General features: G+C 42.8%; 22 protein-coding genes. 7 read left to right on the plus strand and 15 right to left on the minus strand.

The window, feature by feature from the left end; genetic code table 11:
• Window positions 1–38 precede the first annotated feature (38 nt).
• The 3 genes from OCU46_RS15770 to OCU46_RS15780 form a co-directional block, all read right to left on the minus strand.
• Entirely contained in the window at window positions 39–1,898 is a 1,860-nt protein-coding gene (locus OCU46_RS15770; protein ID WP_337972467.1) for a hypothetical protein, read from the minus strand.
• Between the two features lie 125 nt (window positions 1,899–2,023).
• Entirely contained in the window at window positions 2,024–2,977 is a 954-nt protein-coding gene (locus tag OCU46_RS15775; protein WP_141270684.1) for a LysR family transcriptional regulator, read from the minus strand.
• Window positions 2,978–3,120: 143 nt separating this feature from the next.
• On the minus strand, window positions 3,121–3,510 hold the full coding sequence (locus OCU46_RS15780) for a cupin domain-containing protein (RefSeq protein ID WP_141270683.1): 390 nt from the start codon (window positions 3,508–3,510) through the stop codon (window positions 3,121–3,123).
• Window positions 3,511–3,773: 263 nt separating this feature from the next.
• Here OCU46_RS15780 and OCU46_RS15785 point away from each other — a divergent pair, with 263 nt between their 5' ends.
• The 3 genes from OCU46_RS15785 (at window position 3,774) to OCU46_RS15795 (ending at window position 5,613) form a co-directional block, all read left to right on the plus strand.
• On the plus strand, window positions 3,774–4,634 hold the full coding sequence (locus tag OCU46_RS15785) for a polysaccharide lyase family 7 protein (RefSeq protein WP_141270682.1): 861 nt from the start codon (window positions 3,774–3,776) through the stop codon (window positions 4,632–4,634).
• Between the two features lie 299 nt (window positions 4,635–4,933).
• Window positions 4,934–5,185, plus strand: coding sequence for a hypothetical protein (locus tag OCU46_RS15790; protein ID WP_141270681.1), 252 nt, complete (start codon window positions 4,934–4,936; stop codon window positions 5,183–5,185).
• 176 nt (window positions 5,186–5,361) lie between these two features.
• Entirely contained in the window at window positions 5,362–5,613 is a 252-nt protein-coding gene (locus OCU46_RS15795; protein WP_141270680.1) for a hypothetical protein, read from the plus strand.
• Between the two features lie 47 nt (window positions 5,614–5,660).
• Here OCU46_RS15795 and OCU46_RS15800 read toward each other — a convergent pair whose 3' ends face one another.
• The 4 genes from OCU46_RS15800 to OCU46_RS15815 all read right to left on the minus strand — a co-directional run bounded on the left by OCU46_RS15800 (window position 5,661) and on the right by OCU46_RS15815 (window position 8,907).
• Window positions 5,661–6,179, minus strand: a complete 519-nt coding sequence (locus OCU46_RS15800; RefSeq protein WP_141270679.1) for a GNAT family N-acetyltransferase — start codon at window positions 6,177–6,179, stop codon at window positions 5,661–5,663.
• Window positions 6,180–6,216: 37 nt separating this feature from the next.
• Complete coding sequence (locus OCU46_RS15805) at window positions 6,217–6,642, minus strand: MarR family winged helix-turn-helix transcriptional regulator (RefSeq protein WP_141270678.1); 426 nt, start codon at window positions 6,640–6,642, stop codon at window positions 6,217–6,219.
• A gap of 132 nt (window positions 6,643–6,774) precedes the next feature.
• Window positions 6,775–7,083 carry a hypothetical protein gene (locus tag OCU46_RS15810; RefSeq protein ID WP_244311374.1) on the minus strand — a complete coding sequence of 103 codons (309 nt, stop codon included), beginning with the start codon at window positions 7,081–7,083 and terminating at the stop codon, window positions 6,775–6,777.
• Between the two features lie 327 nt (window positions 7,084–7,410).
• On the minus strand, window positions 7,411–8,907 hold the full coding sequence (locus OCU46_RS15815) for an alanine/glycine:cation symporter family protein (protein ID WP_141270677.1): 1,497 nt from the start codon (window positions 8,905–8,907) through the stop codon (window positions 7,411–7,413).
• Window positions 8,908–9,240: 333 nt separating this feature from the next.
• On the opposite strand from OCU46_RS15815, the gene OCU46_RS15820 reads away from it, so the two are divergent.
• Window positions 9,241–9,753 carry a DUF2799 domain-containing protein gene (locus tag OCU46_RS15820; RefSeq protein WP_141270676.1) on the plus strand — a complete coding sequence of 171 codons (513 nt, stop codon included), beginning with the start codon at window positions 9,241–9,243 and terminating at the stop codon, window positions 9,751–9,753.
• 9 nt (window positions 9,754–9,762) lie between these two features.
• Here OCU46_RS15820 and OCU46_RS15825 read toward each other — a convergent pair whose 3' ends face one another.
• Window positions 9,763–10,236 carry a DUF4442 domain-containing protein gene (locus tag OCU46_RS15825; protein WP_141270675.1) on the minus strand — a complete coding sequence of 158 codons (474 nt, stop codon included), beginning with the start codon at window positions 10,234–10,236 and terminating at the stop codon, window positions 9,763–9,765.
• Window positions 10,237–10,344: 108 nt separating this feature from the next.
• The gene (locus OCU46_RS15830; RefSeq protein ID WP_141270674.1) at window positions 10,345–10,620 is read right to left on the minus strand and encodes a nitrogenase-stabilizing/protective protein NifW; all 276 of its coding nucleotides are present in this window, start codon (window positions 10,618–10,620) and stop codon (window positions 10,345–10,347) included.
• 128 nt (window positions 10,621–10,748) lie between these two features.
• Here OCU46_RS15830 and OCU46_RS15835 point away from each other — a divergent pair, with 128 nt between their 5' ends.
• Window positions 10,749–11,240, plus strand: a complete 492-nt coding sequence (locus OCU46_RS15835) for a peptidylprolyl isomerase (protein WP_141270673.1) — start codon at window positions 10,749–10,751, stop codon at window positions 11,238–11,240.
• 4 nt (window positions 11,241–11,244) lie between these two features.
• Here OCU46_RS15835 and OCU46_RS15840 read toward each other — a convergent pair whose 3' ends face one another.
• On the minus strand, window positions 11,245–11,610 hold the full coding sequence (locus OCU46_RS15840; protein ID WP_141270672.1) for a hypothetical protein: 366 nt from the start codon (window positions 11,608–11,610) through the stop codon (window positions 11,245–11,247).
• Between the two features lie 510 nt (window positions 11,611–12,120).
• On the opposite strand from OCU46_RS15840, the gene OCU46_RS15845 reads away from it, so the two are divergent.
• Both OCU46_RS15845 and OCU46_RS15850 read left to right on the plus strand, forming a co-directional pair.
• Window positions 12,121–12,657 carry a DUF3332 family protein gene (locus tag OCU46_RS15845; protein ID WP_141270671.1) on the plus strand — a complete coding sequence of 179 codons (537 nt, stop codon included), beginning with the start codon at window positions 12,121–12,123 and terminating at the stop codon, window positions 12,655–12,657.
• Between the two features lie 226 nt (window positions 12,658–12,883).
• On the plus strand, window positions 12,884–13,336 hold the full coding sequence (locus OCU46_RS15850; protein WP_141270670.1) for a DUF302 domain-containing protein: 453 nt from the start codon (window positions 12,884–12,886) through the stop codon (window positions 13,334–13,336).
• A 112-nt stretch (window positions 13,337–13,448) separates the two neighbouring features.
• Here OCU46_RS15850 and OCU46_RS15855 read toward each other — a convergent pair whose 3' ends face one another.
• From OCU46_RS15855 to cobA, 5 genes are all read right to left on the minus strand, one after another.
• Window positions 13,449–15,179 carry a bifunctional protein-serine/threonine kinase/phosphatase gene (locus tag OCU46_RS15855; protein ID WP_141270694.1) on the minus strand — a complete coding sequence of 577 codons (1,731 nt, stop codon included), beginning with the start codon at window positions 15,177–15,179 and terminating at the stop codon, window positions 13,449–13,451.
• Window positions 15,180–15,234: 55 nt separating this feature from the next.
• Window positions 15,235–16,704, minus strand: a complete 1,470-nt coding sequence (locus OCU46_RS15860) for a NarK family nitrate/nitrite MFS transporter (RefSeq protein ID WP_141270669.1) — start codon at window positions 16,702–16,704, stop codon at window positions 15,235–15,237.
• A 66-nt stretch (window positions 16,705–16,770) separates the two neighbouring features.
• Complete coding sequence (nirD, locus tag OCU46_RS15865) at window positions 16,771–17,115, minus strand: nitrite reductase small subunit NirD (protein ID WP_141270668.1); 345 nt, start codon at window positions 17,113–17,115, stop codon at window positions 16,771–16,773.
• A 70-nt stretch (window positions 17,116–17,185) separates the two neighbouring features.
• The gene (gene nirB, locus OCU46_RS15870) at window positions 17,186–19,723 is read right to left on the minus strand and encodes a nitrite reductase large subunit NirB (protein WP_141270667.1); all 2,538 of its coding nucleotides are present in this window, start codon (window positions 19,721–19,723) and stop codon (window positions 17,186–17,188) included.
• Window positions 19,724–19,783: 60 nt separating this feature from the next.
• A complete protein-coding gene (gene cobA, locus OCU46_RS15875; RefSeq protein WP_141270666.1) occupies window positions 19,784–20,596 on the minus strand; it encodes a uroporphyrinogen-III C-methyltransferase in 813 nt (270 codons plus the stop codon).
• Window positions 20,597–20,913: the final 317 nt, after the last annotated feature.

Genomic DNA, 20,913 nt, shown 5'->3' on the forward strand with positions numbered 1-20,913 from the left:
CTATTTGAGGGCTTACTTAGACTAGCTAAAGCTAATTGTTACTTACGGTTGCGTAACATTTGACGAATGTTGTTACGCTGGCTTTGTGACAGTGAAGCGAACTTATTTCGAACATCTGCTGCTGAAAATTCGCTACCTTTAGGTGACCATGAACCTACTTCATTCATGTCACTATCACGAACAGTAACACCGCCATTTTCAACAATCACATAGCCATCAAGCTCACCGTGCGTTGATACTGCCCATGCGTTATCAGCGATTTTCTCAACACTGCGGCCATTATCCGCTTCCGGTGTTGCTTCGATTGGGTTTACAGGCGTGCCTTGGATCGGGTGACCGATGGTTGGCTTCCATGAACCGACGTAGTCGCCATCTGCATTGCGAATTGTGAACTCACCATTCTCTAGAATGATGTAACCATCCAGCTCGCCGTGTGTTGATACTGCCCACGCGTTCTCAGCGATTTTCTCAACACTGCGGCCATTATCCGCTTCCGGTGTTGCTTCAATTGGGTTTACAGGGGTGCCTTGGATCGGGTGACCGATGGTTGGCTTCCATGAACCGACGTAGTCGCCATCTGCATTGCGGATTGTGAACTCGCCATTCTCATGAATAATGTAACCGTCAAGTTCACCGTGCGTTGATACTGCCCACGCGTTCTCTGCGATTTTCTCAACACTGCGGCCATTATCTGCTTCTGGTGTCGCTTCAATTGGGTTTACAGGGGTACCTTGGATCGGGTGGCCAATAGTTGGCTTCCATGAACCGACGTAGTCACCATCTGCATTGCGAATTGTGAACTCGCCATTCTCAAGGATGATGTAACCATCTAGCTCGTCGTGTGTTGATACTGTCCACGCGTTCTCTGCAATTTTCTCTACACTGCGACCGTTATCTGCTTCAGGCGTTGCTTCGATTGGGTTTGCAGGGGTGCCTTGGATCGGGTGACCGATGGTTGGCTTCCATGAACCGACGTAGTCGCCATCCGCATTGCGGATTGTGAACTCGCCATTCTCATGAATGATGTAACCGTCAAGCTCACCATGCGTTGATACTGCCCATGCGTTATCAGCGATTTTCTCAACACTGCGGCCATTATCCGCTTCCGGTGTTGCTTCGATTGGGTTTACAGGCGTGCCTTGGATCGGGTGACCGATGGTTGGCTTCCATGAACCGACGTAGTCGCCATCTGCATTGCGAATTGTGAACTCACCATTCTCTAGAATGATGTAACCATCCAGCTCGTCGTGTGTTGATACTGCCCACGCGTTCTCAGCGATTTTCTCAACACTGCGGCCATTATCCGCTTCCGGTGTTGCTTCAATTGGGTTTGCAGGGGTGCCTTGGATTGGATGGCCAATGGTTGGCTTCCATGAACCGACGTAGTCACCATCTGCATTGCGGATTGTGAACTCGCCATTCTCATGAATGATGTAACCGTCAAGCTCGCCGTGTGTTGATACTGTCCATGCATTCTCAGCAATTTTCTCGATGCTACGGCCGTTGTCTGCTTCTGGTGTTGCTTCTAACGGGTTTGCTGGCTGATTATAAACAGGATTGCTAGGCGACATCTCAGGTAGGTTGATTGAACCATCGGTAGAAGAGTTCTTACTATTGCTAGACGAACCGCTCAGTAAACCAGCAGCTAATGCAACAGAAGTTGTACCTACTACAGTCCAAACACCTTGGCTATCTTTTTCATAAACTGTGTCATCAATCATCACAACTCGTGCATCTTGGTTTTCTAGTTGCTCTAAAATTCGCGCATCAATTTGAGCCATCTGAGCATCAACTAAAAGTTGAGTCTGTATATTAGCCTCTTCTACGTTTACAGATTGTGCAAAACTGCCAAACGAAAGTGTTGCTAAAACAGTGGAAGCGATGATCGTTTTTTTCATCAAAATTATTCTCTTCTCTTAAACATACCAAAATGCATCAATGCGGATAAGTTGGCGTTCCTGCCGTTGAGAGAATATTAAGTATCTTTACTTTGTAGAGCCATTCACCAAAATGACTAGCGCTATTAACCAGAAGTTAACACTGAATCATTTTGTAACATTTGCTGCTTTAGAATAGAGGATAGGATTTTTCGTAGCCATTTCGTCGTACCATCATGCTTATCTTTATGGCTAAAAAATAGATGTATATCTTTGAGCATTTCGACTTCTCGATCTTTTACACTCAATGCTTTTAAATGAGGATAGCGCTGAACATTAAACAAACCTGAGTGAGGAAAGATTAGATCGGTTCTCGCTATTGTCTCCAAGACAACAGAGGGCAGATCTGAGCGTAATGCTACTTTTGGTATCAGAGCAAAGTCATCAAACACCTTCTCAGCAAATGTACGTCGAGTATTCCAATCAGCCACAATTAGAGCTGCTACCGGATATTTCGATAATTCACTCACTTTAACTGAATTGCCTTGAAGAGGATGATCCTCTCGAACAATTACTTTGAAGCAATCTGTTGCCAACTTACGACTGCTGATATCTTTGCGAGACAAGTCAATATCGTAATTTACGCCTATTTTTATGTCCCCTTTCACCATGTCCTCCAAACAAGTTTTAGACCAATTCACTAGGTGCCATTCAACATTTGGCGCTTGTTTAGACAGTGCAGAGAATAAATCACATCCTATTGCCTGCAGAATAAAAGGAGATATCGCCAATGTGATTCTTCCTTGCAGATCTTCCGGTTGAAAATCATTTAATGAATTCAGATTGTTCGCTAACTTCTCTAGCGTAGGGCTAATACTTTCAGACAAATCTTTCGCAAATGGGGTTGGACTCAACCCTTTAGGTACTTTCACAAATAGTGGATCGTTGAAATGGTCTCGAAGTCGATTGAGCGATTTACTGAGCGCTGGCGCAGATACGTGCAATCTCAATGAAGCTTTCTGAAGGTTTTTTTCTTGGAAGATAATCTGAAATGTACGCAGAAGGTTAAGATCAAGATTGTTGTAAAACTGCTTAGCCATTTCAATAAGTCCTTTTGTCGGCAAAATAATGCTGCAAAACTATTTAGTCTTGCCTATGTATCAAATGATTGTCATTAGATTAATAGCCATTATCAAGCGTTAACTGTATAGGCAATTAAATTCGCGATGCAACTGTTTGATATTTATTCCGCCTTCACACGCTCTGGCTTGCCTTTTTCATGAACGCGAAAAACGATTATCGTAGCACCCTCTTCATCGGTTGTAGCTGTATGAACTTGATGTTGGGGGACTTTGGCAACTTGCCCTGCCGTCAAATGCAGATCCTCTTTCCCTTTTTGCCAGAGAGTGACGCTACCGTCGATAATATAGGCAAACTCCTCACCTGGGTGCCAGTGCTTAGGTAGGGAGGTCTTGGGAGGAATATAAACTCGACTAACAATAACCTCTGTGCCGGGCTTTCCTTCTAGTTCAGCAGACAATAAGTTCTCCAACTTAAGCTCGGTCGCTGAATGAGATGAAAAAGAAAGGCACACCAATCCAAATAATAAAAAGGGCTTTGTCATGCATTTCATCGCAAGTTCCTCTGTTCATGTGCAGTGGTTCTATTGTTATAGACCACAGCAGATACAAACTCATAGTTTTGCTGAATGACTCAGTGCATTTAAATCCACTAGCTCTATGTAATCATTTGCTACCTTTAGTTACTTATTCCCTCTTCTACTTGCAAAGTAGAGCTTGATCACATGAAACGAATTGAGTAGTTCCGGCACTCTCTTACTGCAAATATAATAATACAAACAAGCAATATTGAACTGTCTACTGAGGAATAACCAAAATGACACTTCGTAAAACAAAAATACTTGGCCTTGCCACGACCTTACTTTTATCTTCTCAAGCTTTTGCCATCACCTTTGATGACGTTGGTGATAACCGTGGTATCCCTGCAGACTACGCTCAATATCGCCCAATACTTTCAGAATCGGAATTGCAGATTTCTGACCCTGCTGGCAAGAAAGGCAATAAGCTTTACATCGCGACCAACACCGATTTCTCTGGCGTTGTGAACGAAGTATTTTATGTAGACAAGGACTCAGAGGCTTTCGTCTTTAAAATGACGGGAGATCACAAAAGAAACGAACTGCGTGTTCATAAGAACTTTAACACCTCTCTTCCACATACGTTCTACCATCTAAACGCAAGCATTGAACCAGTAAACCCTGAAGCTTCGATGAAAGACTCCACATCAAAGCAAAATGAAATCACTTACCTTCAAGTACACAACAAAGGCGTGACTGTAGATGGTAAAGACAACATTCCTCACCCACTTCTACGCGTAGTGTGGCGTGAAGGTGCTGGTGAAACAGCAGGACATTACTGGGCAGTAGTTAAAGACAATGCACTTATCTGTAAAGGTAAGAAAGGCAAAGAAAACATCGGTAAGCCAGCATGTAAATCTGAAAATGCCTACAAACAGTACGATCTTGGCAAGGCAAAAGCGGGCGCAACTGATTTTAATATCATCGTAGGTAACAGCACCCTAATTGTGAACGTTGACGGTAAACAAAAAGTAAATCACAACATCGAATACTGGAGCCACCTACTAAGCTACTTCAAGGCAGGTGTATACAATCAGTTTACTGATGGTGAAAGCGAAGCTCGTTTCTACCAACTTGAGTATCAAGTAGAGCACAAATAACTTAAACTCCCTGAATAAAAAGCCAGAGATCGACTTGATCTCTGGCTTTTTATTTCAAGAAAGATCATTGCTTATAATAATTAGGTAATATATTCGTCATAATGTATAAGCGTTCAAACCCGTGACAAATACAACCAGATACAACTAGAAATCCTCAGTTACATTTATAGGCTTATTTTGCTCAACTAATATTATATAGAATAGTTTTTCTATATAAATGCCACGTGAGTCACAGTCTAACTTAAATTATCAAGGCATCTTATACTTGTTGCATAAACTCATATAAAAGGATTTAGCTTATGCCATCAAATACTTGCCAGCAGATTAACCCAGAGTTACATCTGGATAGCCTCGCTGTGCTTAAGTTATTGTCTTTAAAGCCTATGGGGACAGTCACACTAGATGAACTTGAATTCTTCATCTACCACTCTGTGTGTGAAAAGGTAGATACTTTACTTAATTTACTAGAGTTTAATCAGTGCATTCTCATTGATGGTGAAAATATTTACCTGACTGATTTTGGCCTAGAGTATCTAGAGGTCAATGGGTAAGAATATAAATTAATTATCGTATAAACAAAGTATCGATTAATAAATAAAATATATGCATTTGGAATAATGGTTATTCCATTAGTTCATACTCATCCTGTAATCAAGATCACGAACGTTGTATTAAGTATGAGGCACATTAAAAGAAAAGATAATAACTAAAATAAAGGACTACAGTTATGCAATCTAATCTATGCCCTCAAGTACATTCAACTCTTCACACAGATAGTCTTACCTTGCTCAGATATCTTACTCTACAACCTATGGGCTGCTGTCATTTTGACGAAATGAATTCATCAATCACGGATTACCTTAACGAACCGCTAAATCGAGTATTGAATACATTAGAAAGTAGCGAGTGTATTCGCGTTGAAGATAGCCGCATCGCATTGACCGACTATGGCCTAGATTTCGTTGAAATGAACATTTAACGTTAAAACTGACAACGGCTTGTCACTGACTACCAGTTCAAATATGGCTAATCACACTCTATCCAGTATCTTGCCAAGGGATTTGGATAAACCTTACCAAATACAACGCTTTCTAGTTGGCCACCATTGGCTTCTATAACTTTACGTGAAGCCGTATTGTCTTCATCAGCCACAACAAGAGCCTTAGCTAGACCGATCGCTTGGGCTTTTAGAAGCGCTTTTTTTAGCATCAATGTGCCATAACCCTTGCCTCTATAAGCAGGGGCTATGTCGTAGCCAATATGTCCCGCCTCTAAGGCAAGCAATTCAGTATCAATATTGTGACGTACTCGGATAGCACCATAGATATTCTTGTTTGCATCAACTAGCCAAAAATGACTGCACTGCACATAGTCCTCGACTAGGTTTATACCCTTAGCTTCATCCTTCAGACACTGAATGTAGGCGTTGAAGTTCAATACACCTTCTAGGTAATAATCAGAGTTAATCTCATCGTTCGCTGCAAAATCTTCATAAAATTGAGCAAACGATGACTCGAATTCAAGCGAGGGCTCAATAAGCTGCATATGTCGATCTCCAAACTAAACCAATCAATAGGGTAAATTACTCTGATAAATTATGAGTAAATTTTTGTGCGACGCTTAAGAATACTTTTAGTTCTTCGTCGCTTAAGTCTTGCTTCATTCTTGTTTGAATCGATTGCTGAGCTACATCAATCTGCTCACTCAATGAAATGCCTTGCTCTGTCAATGATAGGAACTGACTGCGCTTATCTTCAGGGTTTGGCGACTTCACTATCCACTCGTTACCAATCATCTCTTTCACTAAGCGTGCGACTTGAGCTTTGTCTCTAGAGAAATGCTGAACGATATCGTTGGCTGTGCATTGCTTTCGTTGCCTTATAAACGATAGGCAACGGACATGCATACCATTTAAACCAAGGTCGTTAGCCTGCAACTCAACACGCATTGCATGTCGATATGATTGTACGAGTTGAAAAATCGTATCAGAGATTAGGTTTTTATCCATTGATATACCATGAAGTTAGATAGCAGCACTTTAGTTAACTGTATCATAGTTGAACTTATCAACCAGGTAAATTGGAAACCAATGAAAGAAAGTTAAACTGGTATGGAGAATGGTCGGGAACGAAGAGAGGCGTTATTCTACGACGATATACTGAACAACAGAATCATCGAGAAGGCCAGACTTATCAATAGAGTCTAAATCTAGAACCTGTCCTAAGATCAAAGCAACCTTGATCACTATCGTTGCTATCGTTAGCACCAAAACAGCTCGATTCAAACTCAATTTTGCTAGGCTTTTACGCACTAGATCTTCAGATACATCGTTCTTTTGTGCAGACCAAATTGCTTTCCTTAGCGATTCCATCGATTTTGTAGCAGCCACAGCTAGTACTACTAGCAAAAGCACACTCAAAAAATCAAAAACAATAGGCCAAGACAACATACTTCTCCAGACGGAACAATCCACACAACAGAATGGAATTATAATAATACAATTAAACTAATGCCGTGGTCGGTTTCACATTTCTGGTTATTAATAATTACCAAAACGGCCATTATTGAGATCGTGATCACACTTCTATGAAATCGATGTAATTTACTTTCAGTATTAAATTACACAAACTAAATCTATCACATCACACCATGCAAATTGTCATGCTTCGTAACTCACCACCATTTTATCGTTTAAAGATGACAGTTTTGTTGAACCAAAACTAAAAGGGCCCAGAGATAAGTCCTCTAGGCCCTCAATTACAAGTCTGGAGTAGCGTTACTCTTTAGACGATTTCTCTAAACGCTTCTCCCAGTAGGTTGCTCCTTTGATTCCAAGCTTGACCGGATCAAAGGTGTATACCGTAACACCGCGCTTTTGTTGCTCTTCATAGTCTCTTAGAGCCTTGAGTGCAGGTTTAGACATAAAGAAGATGATCAAAATACCGATGATGTTTAACCACGCCATCAAGCCAACACCAATATCACCCATCGCCCAAGCAAGGTTTGCCGTTCTCACTGTTCCGTAGAAGGTCGCCGAGATGATAACGAGCTTAAGAAAAAACATCAGGCCTTCTACTTTGAAGGTACGGCGTATATACGCAACATTAGTTTCAGCAATGTAGTAGTAAGCCAAGATGGTCGTAAAGGCAAAGAAGAACAGCGCAATTGCAATAAACGGCTTGCCTATACCAGGCAACGCACTGTCGATAGCAAGCTGAGTAAATACAGGGCCATTCGCGCTAATGCTTTCCGAGAGGTTTTGTACAACAAATACACCCTCTCCCGCACCATGAACGTTGTACATGCCTGTAATAAGAATCATGAATGCAGTAGCAGAACAAACAAGCAGTGTATCGATATAAATAGAGAACGATTGAACCAAACCTTGCTGTGCAGGGTGAGCTACGTTGGCCGCCGCAGCCGCATGTGGACCGGTACCTTGACCCGCTTCGTTCGAGTAAACACCACGCTTAACACCCCAACCAATAGCAGCACCAAAGCCAGCCATAGGAGTAAAGGCATCACCTATAATCATCGCAAATATACGTGGCACCTCAGTAATGTGAAGCAAGATGATAACAAAAGCGGTCAGTATGTAGGCCAGAGCCATAAAAGGAACAACAATTTGCGTAAAGTGCGCAATACGTTTAACACCACCAAAGATGATAAAACCAAGCACTATCGCAATAAACGTACCGGTTAGGACTTTAGCAAAGCTGAACGTTCCCATAGCCGTTTCAATCGCAGGACCCGAACCAAATGCTGCTTCAACAGCGTTACCTATACTGTTCGATTGCACACCAGGAAGAAGTACACCACAGGCAAAGATAGTCGCAATGGCGAAGATCCACGCATACCATTTCTGCCCCATCGCTTTTTCGATGTAGTACGCAGGACCACCACGGAACTGTCCTTCATCTTCCTCTTTATAGATTTGAGCAAGAGTAGATTCGGCGTACGCAGTAGCAGCGCCAAAGAAAGCAACAACCCACATCCAAAATACGGCGCCTGGACCACCAAAGCCTATCGCAGCTGCAACACCTGCAATGTTACCTGTACCTACGCGACCAGAGAGTGAAACCGCCAGCGCCTGAAATGATGAAATACCTTTTTCCGAGCTTTTGCCTGATAACAACAAGCGCCACATCTCAAAGAAATGACGAATTTGCACAAAGCGCGTCAAGATGGAATAAAACAGACCTGCACCTAAGCAGAGGTAAATGAGAAAGGGGCTCCAAATGATTCCATTCAGAAAATCCACAAATTCTTGCATAATCAACTTCCCTATTGAATTAAAATTCTGTCGAAACAGTATCTTACTTGTAAGCTCGTTGTTAAAGGGTTTGTGTAAAAATAGACAGTAACGAGATGTAAATCACACTTAAGACACAAATATTCGACTACTGAATGATTATCTTAAGCCTCAATACTCTCTCAATAGAGCATAAAGAGTGAATAAAACCCTAGTAACACATCAATTATTGAATCAATGTTCTTACCTCTGTTCGACCCCATACCTAAATCCATACAATACATCGCATCAATGTCTGCTTAACCGAATAGCCCGGCTGACAGTCTTCTTTATGGATTCAAAAGGAATTAAGGTATGAACCGCCTAATTATCGGTGCACTTATGGCCTCTTCATTGGTGGGATGTGCCAGTATGACACCGGAGCAATGCCAATCAGCAAATTGGCATGATGTGGGTTATCAAGATGGGAAAGATGGAAATGATCCTAGTATCGTTGATGATTATACGACGGATTGTTTAGAAGCGAACGTTGTGGTTAACAAATCTCAGTGGCAGCAAGGTTTTAAACAAGGAACAGAGGTGTATTGCTCTGCTGATAACGGTTACAAAGTGGGCTCTGAAGGTCGCACCTACTACAACGTATGCCACGACGAGCAGTTCTTAAAAAACTACCAATTAGGTAAAAAAGAGTATCAACGCCAGCAAAGGCTAATGAGCTTGGATTCGCAAATAGCAGATCTAGATAATCAGATGGAAGCGACATCAGATACCAAGAAATACAACAAGCTACGAAATCGTCGTAAAGACCTAGCGCACGAACGCTCTCAGCTACTTAACCCCGATATCAATTTCAATCTTAAGCTTTGACTGAGAACCCTATCGAGCTTTAATCGATAGGGTTAAATCAAATTCAGCCATTGCCTTATCACCATGCAAATCAGGACAAATGGCAGTAATCCGTACATCCTGATTTACTCGCTCCCCAGTAGCTAACGTCTCTTCAAGCATTTCATCAATCAAGCGGCCATCGCGGCAAATAAAGTGAACATCACTTTCAGGACGCATCAAGAAATCGGCCTTGAGACCCTTAAAAGCGAGTGAGATCTTTCGCCCTTGCTTTTGTGCCTTCATAGCAGCCATAAAGCCACCAGCAACATCGGCCCCCATAACAAGGGCACCAATATACATACTGTTTAAATGGTTCTTTGTTCGGCGTTTTAGAGGAATTTTGATCTCGACCATCTCTTCATCCATAGCCAGTATTTTTGGACGACTAAGCCAAAGTAAAGGGACTTTACTAAACCCAAAATAACTAAGATATAAGTTGGCTTTCTTAAGCGTAGAGAGCATTCACTGTACCGTCTAATCAACTAGTCATACCAGTTAATCAATCTGACGGTGAATTGTCAAAGAGTTGTTACCAAAGATGTTACAAAGAGACCGTTAAGTGATTAAGACTCAACGACGTAAACAAGAAGTGCAACCTCGGCAGGCAGAACGAGTGGAGGGTTCTAGTCGCCCGCGCTGGATTTTGCAGTAAGCGTTTCTTAATACTCTTCGTGCTGCAAACCAATCCTCTGGTTTGGCCAATAGTAGATAACCATTAAAACGCTTAAACAGAGGCACACGATATTCATCAACAAATCGGCGATCAAAATCCACCTCAAAGTACTCAAACACTTGTTCAAGAGAGGTGAAGGACGCTAATTTTTGTTGAATATCACTAAAGCTCATACACAATCAGTAAAAGAAGTTTGCTAGATTTTACCGTAAAGTCACCGCTTAGTCTCTGCCGAAGCTTAGGGTTGATATTCCGTGTATACTCAGTGCTTATTCCAAATCTAAAATGGCAACTCAATAGCATGATCGTATTAACAACCAACCTAGGTGAAATAACCATAGAGCTCAATCTGGAAAAGGCACCTATAAGTAGTAAAAACTTTCTTAGATACTGCAAGGAAGGCTTCTTTGAGGGCACTATTTTTCACCGCGTGATTGATGGGTTTATGATTCAAGGTGGCGGACATACTGAGAATCTTTTAGAAAAGCCATCTCATGATCCTATTGTCAATGAAGCCAACCGTGGGTTAAAAAATGTCATCGGCTCTATTGCTATGGCACGTACCGACGCTCCACACTCTGCTACATCACAATTTTTTATTAACCTAGATAACAATGATTTTCTAGACTTCACCGCAACCAACAATCAAGGCTGGGGCTATGCTGTTTTTGGCCAAGTAACAGCAGGAATGGATGTAGTAAATGCTATTGCTAAGGTAAAAACACACTCAAAATTTGGGCTTGATGACTTACCTATTGACCCAATCATCATAGAGAAAGTGACTCTCTTATAAGAAGTTAAAACTTGTAGGTTAGCGGGCAGATTTCAGTGCTACCTATGGTAAGAACATAGGTCTCTCCCAACACATCATAGGAGCAAAGCTTGCTGAATCCAGAGGTTTGCTCCTGTTTGAAAAACCCCGTCTTTTGGGCATCCTCTGTGGGTGGTTGAAGCTTTGGCGTCACATCAAAGTCAGAGGTCAATGGGCACAGTTCTGTAGCGCCGATATTTAGGCTATGTGTCTCACCAAGCACATCGTAAAAGCATACCTTGACGAAAGCTTGAGATTCTTCGCTTTGCAAGAAGCCTGTTGTTGCTTGCGCTAAAGTTGGGGCTAGCATGACATAAACTACCGTCATAAACAGGCTGAATTTTAACTTCATAGATATCTACTCCTTAAATCTACACTGACTCATTTCATCAAAGCTTACATCAAGCAGGTATGCAGCTGTCATGAATCCTCTTATAAACTGTTTACTCTCTCGCTTTTTTTGCCATAGCGCAGGAGAAACGCTCAATAACAAAGCAGGATTCAATACCGCTCTCCTACCCTAAAATCTAATGTAAAAGTGTCTAATCATTTATTAATTTACTTGGCGCATATTGGTAAGCAATAATTTAAACTCTCGATATACTTCTCCTCGTCCCTGATACCTGAAATTACACATAGTTATATCAAGGTTATTAGTGACACGAATTAAAAATAGCCACTGACAAGCAAAACACTTTATTTTCTTTTTGTAGTGGACATCAAATTCTCCAACGAAAACGGCAATATTAGTGCTGACGTTGATACTGAGCGAATAAGTTTGAGAGTGATGGCATCAAATGGCTATTTGTAAACACAAAAACTGATTATCATTCACTAGATTTCAAAGTTCATAGGTATATAAATGAAAAAGTTTGGCTTAAAAGTATTGGGTATGGCAGCACTGGCAGCATCACTAAGCGGATGTATTGGTAGCAACGCAGTAACAGGTTATGTAATGAAGTTTAACCTTGAAGTTGTTGATAACCGCTACGCTCGTGGTGGTGTAAACATGCTTCTTGCGCCTGTATACGCCCTAACTGTTGCCGTCGATTCTCTAGTCTTCAACTCAATTGAATTCTGGTCTGGCAAGAACCCAATCAATGGCAAGCCACACATATTTGATACAAAAACAAAAACCATGTACAACATGAACGAAAGCCTAGACCCTTCTCTAACAGAAGCGCCTATTGACCCAATCACAATGCGTGAAGTAGAGTCTTCTACATTCGAGGCTATCGATGAAAATACAATTGAGATGCACGTAACTTACAACAATGGTGACAAATCTGTTGTGACTGGTGTTCGTGACGGTGAGAACGTAAGTTACTACGTTGATGGTGAGTTAGTTTCACAGACAACAATGACTCAACTAGAAACTTTGGCTAGCGAACAAGCGTAATAATTCGCCCGCAAGACTGAACACTTATATTATTTAAATGCCCGGTACTTTGTATCGGGCATTTTTATTTGTATTGAAGCATTAGATTTCGGCGTTAAATGGCAAAGAAACCACAATGCTCACTTATAGAAAAGTACGGGCACTTAGCACTCTTAGGGTTAATACATTGACTCTAACACTACGACTACTATCTTCATTGTTAGACAACAATGTAGATGGAGGTTACATGAGAAAGATAATATTAGGGATGTTTGTTACGCTCTTAATGAGCTTTACTGCTCATGCCAACAACGGGCTCATTTCAATTAAAAGTTCACACGATGTTTCAACCACCGCCGACAAGCTTATTGAAGTACTAAAAGAAAAAGGCATGACCACCTTTGCTCGCATCAAGCACTCAGAAGCAGCCGAAAATGTGGGAATAGAGCTTCGCCCTACAGAGTTAGTTTTATTTGGGAACCCTAAAGTAGGCTCCCCATTAATGGCTTGCCAGCAGAGTGCAGGTATCGACCTCCCACAAAAGGCGCTGATTTCAGAAGATGAACATGGGTTAGTTTGGTTTACCTATAACGACCCAAACTATCTTAAACAAAGACACAATATTACTGGCTGTGATGAGGTTATCGCGAAGATAGCAAAGGCACTGAATATGTTTGCTACTAAGGCGACACAACCATAATTTAGAGAACAACAAGGAGTGGCTAGTACTTGCTTTCCTTGTTTATCGAGATAACAGACTGATTTTAAATAAGATGCTTTAATGACCACTTACATAGGTGGTCATTTTTTTATTAATTCGATATAAGCCACAGCGCTTGAGCCACCGCAAGCCCTGTCATAATCAAAGCTACGCTCTTCCAAAACAGAACTGGGTTGCGCTTTAATAGCGGGCTCTCTTTTAGCTCTTTTTGCAATACAGGATTAGGTACATATAAGTCTGCAATAAAATCACCCAGCACCTGATAACGTCGATTTGGCAGATGGTGGGTCGCTTTACGAAATACAAGATCTACCCAACTAGGGATATCATCACGGTAATCTGACAACGAACGATACAGCCACTTGGTATGCCTTGCAGCTTGCAAGTTTTGACTTGTGGTTGGCTTATAAGGCAACTCTCCGGTTAGCATTTCAAAACCGATCACTGCAACCGAAAACAAATCCGAAACCAGAGTGGCGCCTCCTGAGTCTAAATATTCAGGTGCAATGTAATTAACCGCCCCAAGAGGAATGCTATCCGGTGATTCAGGAGTAATTTCTTCAAGACCTTTAACTCTCACTGCGCCAAAGTCGATGATCTTCACCTCACCCGATGGAGTGACAATAATGTTTTCAGGCTTGAGATCACGATGCACCATATCGGCACGCTGGAACACTCGAAGCGCCTTAATGATTTCGTCTAAGATTTCACGAGTTTTAGCCAAGCTCGCTCGAGGGTTATCGTACATCCATTGACGCAAGGTTATCCCTTCGATGTACTCACAAATCTGATATACAAATCGACTATCACTAGGGCTTGGGTAAACACGCATCACTCGTTTATTTTTGAGTTGAGTTCCCACCCACAACTCGTTGGCAAAGGCTTTTAAATAATCGATATCATCTCGATATTGCTCTGATGGCGCTTTTAAAACCCGCTTATCTCCGGTTAGTTCATCTTGCACTAGGTACACATGGCTACGCGAGCCTGAATACAGCGTTTTGAGTACAGTAAACTGATCGAGTTTATTGCCTTCAATTAAAACTGGGGGAATAGAGCGAGAGAGCATAGAGCTCTGATGTTCTGGAAGTGTATGTGCGGGTAAATCTCGAATATCAAAAACAAGCGCACTAAGGTTATCTTGGCTACCTTGTTCAAATGCGTGATGGCAAAGCAGATCAGACATTTCTTGTTGTGAGAATCCGTTAGAGCTCGCTAATGGTTCAACATCAATGACATCATGCACTCCATCCGAGGTAAGGATGAATCGGTCTCCCTTTCGCAAACTCAGTTGCTGATAGTCAACATCCAGACTGGAATCCATACCTAACGCGCGAGTAAGGTATGCTTGCTTAGCCAAATTGATGCGTTGATGATCTTTGGTCAGCTGTTTTAATTGCCCTTCCCGAAACAAATAAACTCTAGTGTCACCAACGTGGAATATATGCGCTGTGTTCGATTTAATGATGACACAGCTAAAAGTCGTCACTAAGCCGTTGTGATTTAGGGCTTGCTTGCTTCCCTCTTCATATAGCCATGCATTAATTGACGTTAAGATTTTACCTGCCGAATGCTTAATGCTCCAACTGCTTGGCGTTGCGAAGTAATCATTCACAAACTGTACGACGGCAGTATGACTTGCTCTTTGACTTTGGTCGCTGCAACTCACTCCATCGGCAATACAAGCCACAATACCTTTATGCATCAGGTCGTGCTGACTGTCGGGAATCTTAAGTAAAATCGCATCCTGATTTTGAGCACGTGTGCCCGTCAGTGACGTTCCTGCATGTTCGAGTTTTAGCGTTGAGATTGGCATATTCATAGACGTATTTTGCACGTATAGAGCCCAACTCAAATAAGCTGGGCTCTACTCCTATCTAGTTAGAAACATCAATCAAGGTTACGCTACCATCCTTATTAACCTCTGCAATCTTACCGCTTGGTTCTTCCATGAAGATCAGGGTAACAAAGCCAAGTACTGCGGTAGCCGCAATGACATAGAAGAACGTCTGATAACTAACGAAAGACAGAATCGTCAAGTAAGTCACAGCACCTACATTACCGTAAGCACCTGTCATACCAGCAATTTGTCCTGTCATTCGACGCTTAATAAGAGGAACGGTAGCAAACACTGCACCCTCACCAGCTTGAACAAAGAATGAACATAGCATAGCAGCCGCAACAGCTAACCATACAGGCCAGTGGCTGCCTACTTGCCCCATCAAGAAGTAACCAACAGCAAGACCAGCAGTCAAAATCAATAAGGTTGGCTTACGACCAAACTTATCTGAAATCCAACCACCACCAGGGCGAGACATTAGGTTCATAAAGGCATACGCAGACGCTACCATACCCGCTAACACTGGTGTCAGTTCAAAGGTTTCAGCAAAGAACAGCGGTAACATAGAGACAACAGCCAGTTCTGAACCAAACGTAGCAAAGTAAAGCACATTTAGGACCGCAACTTGTTTAAACTTGTATTGGTGAATCTCTTCAACTGGTTTTTCAAATACAGTTTTGTTTACTTTCCAAACTTGGCTTACTTCCAACAAATATAGAGCTAACAAACCGCCGTAAATAGAGTTCACTACAACTTCAGAAAGCATACCAATACCGCTAGGAGACAGTTTCCAAGCAAGAAGACCCAGTACCGCATACATTGGGATTTTCATTAGTAGTAGGAAGAAAAAGTCACCCTTTGACGTCACTTCCATTGCAGTCAAATGCTTAGGTCTAAAGTAAGTAGAGCCTTTTGGTGTATCGGAAACAGAGCGATAAAAAATGAATGAAAACACCAAGCTCATCAAGCCAGTTATAGCAACAGCATAACGCCACCCTTCATCACCACCGAATAGCAAAGCAAGTGAAGGCAGAGTAAACGCCGCAGCGGCTGAACCAAAGTTACCCCAACCACCATAGATACCCTCAGCGGTACCAAGCTCGTTGTGCGGGAACCATTCAGAGACTAGGCGAATACCGACCACAAAACCCGCCCCGATAAAGCCGAGCAAGAAGCGGGCAATAGCGGCCTGTATGAAGGAGTCTGCAAAAGCAAACATAAAACACGGGATAGAACATATCGCGAGCAATGCAGAATAGACCAGTCTTGGGCCGAATCTATCGGTAAGCATCCCTATAATAACTCGAGCAGGGATGGTCAGTGCCACGTTCAGGATCAATAAGGTTTTTATCTCCTGAGTAGTAAGACCTAGAGTTTCCTTCACCATCTGCAACAGAGGCGCGAAGTTAAACCACACCACAAAGGTGATGAAGAAAGCCATCCAACTTAGATGCAAGACCTTCATCTTGCCACTAAACGAAAACAGAGAAAATTTACTGTTATCCATAATTTAATTCCTTTTCTAGTAATCCTTCATTCCAGCGACTTCCTACTGCTGGAATGGACAAAAATATTAAGCAGCAACGGCTTCTGTTACCTGTATCTGCACAGCACCATCAAGCAGTCTTACTGGGTAAGTTTTTACACTGAACTCAGGCTCCTCTATGCACAGCCCCGTTTTTAGGTTGAAGTGTTGCTTATAGAGAGGGGAAGATACGCAAGGCTCTCCACCAATACAGCCAACAATGCCGCGAGATAAAACCTGCGCTTTGCCGATCGGGTCATAGTTTGAGATGGCGTATAACGCGCCAGCACGCTGATAATTGAATATCGCAACTTGTCGTCCATTGATCAGAGCGCAAACTCCAACATTCGGTGCGATGTCCGATACATCGCAAATAGTCTGCCAGTGATTCATAGTCTTTCTCCTAGGTCGAAAATGATTTCTGGTTAAGCGTGGTTTTGGAATTAACAGAGCGTCAAAACGCTCAATCAATCTCCACCACGTCTATTGATTGTTCAGTAATGTTCTTTGGAAACCTTTGCTCACGCTCTGAAACGAAGCTCAGAGTACTGTCACGTTGATCCGTATTGATGAAGTGACTGAAACGCTTCAATTTTTCCGGAGACTCAAGAGTGGTTTTCCATTCACATTGATATTGTCCAATAGTGGTGGCCATATCTTTCTCAAGCTCAGCGCCCAGGCTTAGCTTGTCTTCAACCACCACTTGTTTGAGATACTCAATGCCACCTTCAAGATTTTCTAGCCACACAGAGGTACGTTGCAAACGCTCTGCAGTGCGGATATAGAACATCAACATGCGGTCGACGTATTGAATTAGGGTGGCTTCATCTAGGTCAGTGGCAAGCAAGTCAGCATGTCGAGGACGCATGCCCCCGTTACCACATACATACAGGTTCCAGCCATTTTCTGTGGCAATGATGCCTACATCTTTGGATTGCGCTTCCGCACACTCTCGAGTACAGCCCGATACCGCAAATTTTAACTTGTGCGGTGAGCGCAAACCCTTGTAGCGATTTTCGATATCGATAGCTAAACGAACGCTGTCGCCTACTCCATATCGACACCAAGTGCTACCGACACAAGATTTCACTGTACGTACGGATTTGCCGTAGGCGTGTCCTGTTTCAAATCCAGCATCTACAAGCTTCTTCCAGATGATAGGAAGGTCATTAAGTTCCGCGCCAAATAGGTCAACGCGTTGTCCACCGGTGATCTTGGTGTAAAGATCAAACTCCTTCGCGACCTGTCCAAGCACGATCAACTTGTCAGGTGTAATTTCACCACCAGCAATACGTGGTACAACAGAGTAAGTGCCGTCTTTTTGCATATTGCCTAGGTAGATATCGTTAGTATCTTGTAGCTCCATATGCTCATTCTTCAGAATGTAGTCGTTCCAGAATGAAGCTAAGATAGAACCTACCGTAGGCTTACATACCTCACAGCCATGGCCACTGCCGTATTGCGTCAGCAGTTCATCGAAGGTCTTGATTTGGTTAACGCGAACGATGTCGCTGAGTTCTTGGCGAGAATAGGCAAAGTGCTCACACAGGTCATTGTTGACCTCTACACCTAGGCTCAACAGTTCACTATCGAGCACCTGTTTGGCCAGAGCGCTACAGCCCCCACAACCGGTAGAAGCGTTAGTCGATTCTTTAAGGGCTGACATGGTGCTACAACCCGCCTGAACCGCTTGTTTGATATCCCCTTTGGTCACATCAAAACAAGAACAGATAACCGCAGAATCAGGCAAGGCATCGATACCCATACCAGCAGGTTCTTCACCAGCAACATTAGGTAAGATAAGTACTGATGGATTCGAAGGTAGAGGCATGTCGTTTTGCTTCATTTGTAGCAAAGTACCGTACGCCTCAGCATCGCCCACGAGCACGGCACCAATAATCTTACTACCGTCCTCTGAGACAATGAGACGTTTGTAAACTTGGTCAATCTCATCACTAAAGGTATAAGACTGAGCGCCTTGGGTTTGACCGTGCACCTCACCAATACTTGCTACATCAACGCCGAGCAACTTCAACTTGGTGCTCATATCAGCACCTGTAAATGATGCCGTTTCTGACTCACCTTCTAGTAAATGAGTGGCCGCGACCTTAGCCATCTGGTAACCCGGAGCAACTAAACCAAAAATTCGGTTCTCCCAAAGGGCACACTCTCCTATGGCATAGACATCTGGCAGGTTGGTTTGGCAGTAATCGTTAATCACGATCCCGCCTCGCTCACCGATCTCTATATTCGCTTCGCGAGCCAATTCATCCTGAGGGCGGATACCAGCAGAGAACACAATCATGTCCGTTTCCAAATGGGAACCATCGGCAAAGTTCATTCGATAGCGAGCATTCTCACCCGCCACAATCTCACTGGTGGCTTTCTCTGTATGAACCGAAACACCAAGCGACTCAATTTTGCGACGAAGCAAGGCACCACCACCTTCATCTAACTGCACTGCCATTAAGCGCGGTGCAAATTCCACGACATGCGTCTCTAAGCCAAGTTCTTTAATCGCATTTGCGGCCTCAAGACCTAAAAGGCCACCGCCCACAACCACACCACTTTGACTAAGCTTGCTGGATTCCTCAATTCCGTCTAGGTCTTCGAGAGTTCGATATACATGACAATGCTCGCTATCATTACCAGGAATTGGAGGAACGAAAGGGAAAGAGCCAGTGGCTAGCACTAAGGAATCATATTGTTCAATACGGCCGCTTTCGGTTATCACTTGCTTGGCATCAGTATCAAGCTTGACGACCTTATCGCTGACCACAAACTTAACGCCATTTTCCGTGTAATAATCCTCATCCGCTAAAGCTAACTCCTTAGCACCTCCAGTAAAGTAAGAGGTAAGATGAACACGGTCGTAGGCAAGATGTGGCTCCTCTGAAAAGGTGATAATCTCAATATCATCTCTTTTCTGCTGCAATAGTGTTTCTATGTATTTGTGGCCTACCATGCCGTTCCCGACCACTATCACTGTTTGCTTTTTCATAATATCCATTCCTTGAAACCCAAAATTTTTGTGCGTAATCTTCAAAACATCGTTGCCTGGCTATGCCGTCAACTGTAGTGTTTGCTCATGCTCTACTTTGCCTAGTTGTCTATCAGACAGTTGACCAAGCCACTCCATTTGCTCAGCAACTGACACAACTTTGCCCACTACAATCAATGCTGGAGACTGAATTTGATGCTGTTGTTTAAGGGAAGTTAACTGGTGAAGTTTGCCGATAAGTACACGCTGTTTAGGGGTACAGCCATTCTCGATGAAGGCAACTGGGGTATTAGCTGATAATCCACCCGCAATCAGTTTCTCCATCAACATGTCCGTTTTGCTAAGCCCCATATAAAAAACGAGGGTTTGCTTTAATTGAGCCAGTGCATCCCAGTTAATATCGAGCTCTTTATCTGCGTGAGCGGTGATAAAGGTGCAGCCTTGAGCCAAGCCGCGGTGTGTAAGAGGAATATCCGCATAACTAGTGCAACCTGAAGCGGCCGTAATTCCCGGTATAACATCCACTTCTACTCCTTGTTTTGCCAGCATCAGCATTTCTTCACCGCCGCGCCCAAACACAAAAGAGTCTCCGCCTTTCACTCGGCAAACATCTTTACCTTCAAGCGCTGCATCAAGAAGTAAGGTATTGATCTGCTCTTGCGTTGCGCAGTGCATACCTTTGGATTTCCCCACAAACACCTTCTCTGCACCCTCTGGAAACAAGGCTCGGATCTCATGACTCACCAAGTTGTCATACATGATAAATCGAGCTTGTTGTATGGCTCTGCTCGCTTTTACCGTGAGTAAGTCAGGGTCACCTGGACCTGCTCCGACTAAGGTTACTCGACCTAGATATTTGCTTTGTATTCCCATTACTTCACTCCTAGATCTGGTCGCTATGACTTCTTATCACTACTACCAAATTTTTATTCGCCTCTGTGCCAACTCCTGCAAATTGGAGGCCAATAAATTGATCTAAGACAAAAATAAAATTTAATTATCTTTAATAACAACAAGTTAACTTGTAAATCTCCAGTAACAACTCTGCGTATTTTTCATACAGATAAACATAAAGTTTCAATTTATGTCCATTCGCGGTGCAAAATTGATTAAATTGGTGCAAAAGCAACCGCAGTAAGCAGTTTTCAATAAAATAACACTACCACTTTAGGGGTAGTGTTATTTTTAAA

Source organism: Vibrio comitans (assembly GCA_024346835.1).
Classification (GTDB): domain Bacteria; phylum Pseudomonadota; class Gammaproteobacteria; order Enterobacterales; family Vibrionaceae; genus Vibrio; species Vibrio comitans.

Excerpts from the sequence above, each read along its gene's own strand:
- OCU46_RS15800 (WP_141270679.1), bottom strand. The coding sequence starts at position 6,179 with ATGCAGCTTATTGAGCCCTCGCTTGAATTCGAGTCATCGTTTGCTCAA.
- OCU46_RS15810 (WP_244311374.1), bottom strand. The coding sequence starts at position 7,083 with ATGTTGTCTTGGCCTATTGTTTTTGATTTTTTGAGTGTGCTTTTGCTA.
- nirD (WP_141270668.1), bottom strand. The coding sequence starts at position 17,115 with ATGAATCACTGGCAGACTATTTGCGATGTATCGGACATCGCACCGAAT.
- OCU46_RS15795 (WP_141270680.1), top strand. The coding sequence starts at position 5,362 with ATGCAATCTAATCTATGCCCTCAAGTACATTCAACTCTTCACACAGAT.
- OCU46_RS15780 (WP_141270683.1), bottom strand. The coding sequence starts at position 3,510 with ATGAAATGCATGACAAAGCCCTTTTTATTATTTGGATTGGTGTGCCTT.
- OCU46_RS15785 (WP_141270682.1), top strand. The coding sequence starts at position 3,774 with ATGACACTTCGTAAAACAAAAATACTTGGCCTTGCCACGACCTTACTT.
- OCU46_RS15845 (WP_141270671.1), top strand. The coding sequence starts at position 12,121 with ATGAAAAAGTTTGGCTTAAAAGTATTGGGTATGGCAGCACTGGCAGCA.
- OCU46_RS15805 (WP_141270678.1), bottom strand. The coding sequence starts at position 6,642 with ATGGATAAAAACCTAATCTCTGATACGATTTTTCAACTCGTACAATCA.
- nirB (WP_141270667.1), bottom strand. The coding sequence starts at position 19,723 with ATGAAAAAGCAAACAGTGATAGTGGTCGGGAACGGCATGGTAGGCCAC.
- OCU46_RS15830 (WP_141270674.1), bottom strand. The coding sequence starts at position 10,620 with ATGAGCTTTAGTGATATTCAACAAAAATTAGCGTCCTTCACCTCTCTT.
- OCU46_RS15815 (WP_141270677.1), bottom strand. The coding sequence starts at position 8,907 with ATGCAAGAATTTGTGGATTTTCTGAATGGAATCATTTGGAGCCCCTTT.
- OCU46_RS15860 (WP_141270669.1), bottom strand. The coding sequence starts at position 16,704 with ATGGATAACAGTAAATTTTCTCTGTTTTCGTTTAGTGGCAAGATGAAG.
- OCU46_RS15770 (WP_337972467.1), bottom strand. The coding sequence starts at position 1,898 with ATGAAAAAAACGATCATCGCTTCCACTGTTTTAGCAACACTTTCGTTT.
- OCU46_RS15855 (WP_141270694.1), bottom strand. The coding sequence starts at position 15,179 with ATGAATATGCCAATCTCAACGCTAAAACTCGAACATGCAGGAACGTCA.
- OCU46_RS15835 (WP_141270673.1), top strand. The coding sequence starts at position 10,749 with ATGATCGTATTAACAACCAACCTAGGTGAAATAACCATAGAGCTCAAT.
- OCU46_RS15840 (WP_141270672.1), bottom strand. The coding sequence starts at position 11,610 with ATGAAGTTAAAATTCAGCCTGTTTATGACGGTAGTTTATGTCATGCTA.
- cobA (WP_141270666.1), bottom strand. The coding sequence starts at position 20,596 with ATGGGAATACAAAGCAAATATCTAGGTCGAGTAACCTTAGTCGGAGCA.
- OCU46_RS15825 (WP_141270675.1), bottom strand. The coding sequence starts at position 10,236 with ATGCTCTCTACGCTTAAGAAAGCCAACTTATATCTTAGTTATTTTGGG.
- OCU46_RS15850 (WP_141270670.1), top strand. The coding sequence starts at position 12,884 with ATGAGAAAGATAATATTAGGGATGTTTGTTACGCTCTTAATGAGCTTT.
- OCU46_RS15790 (WP_141270681.1), top strand. The coding sequence starts at position 4,934 with ATGCCATCAAATACTTGCCAGCAGATTAACCCAGAGTTACATCTGGAT.
- OCU46_RS15820 (WP_141270676.1), top strand. The coding sequence starts at position 9,241 with ATGAACCGCCTAATTATCGGTGCACTTATGGCCTCTTCATTGGTGGGA.
- OCU46_RS15775 (WP_141270684.1), bottom strand. The coding sequence starts at position 2,977 with ATGGCTAAGCAGTTTTACAACAATCTTGATCTTAACCTTCTGCGTACA.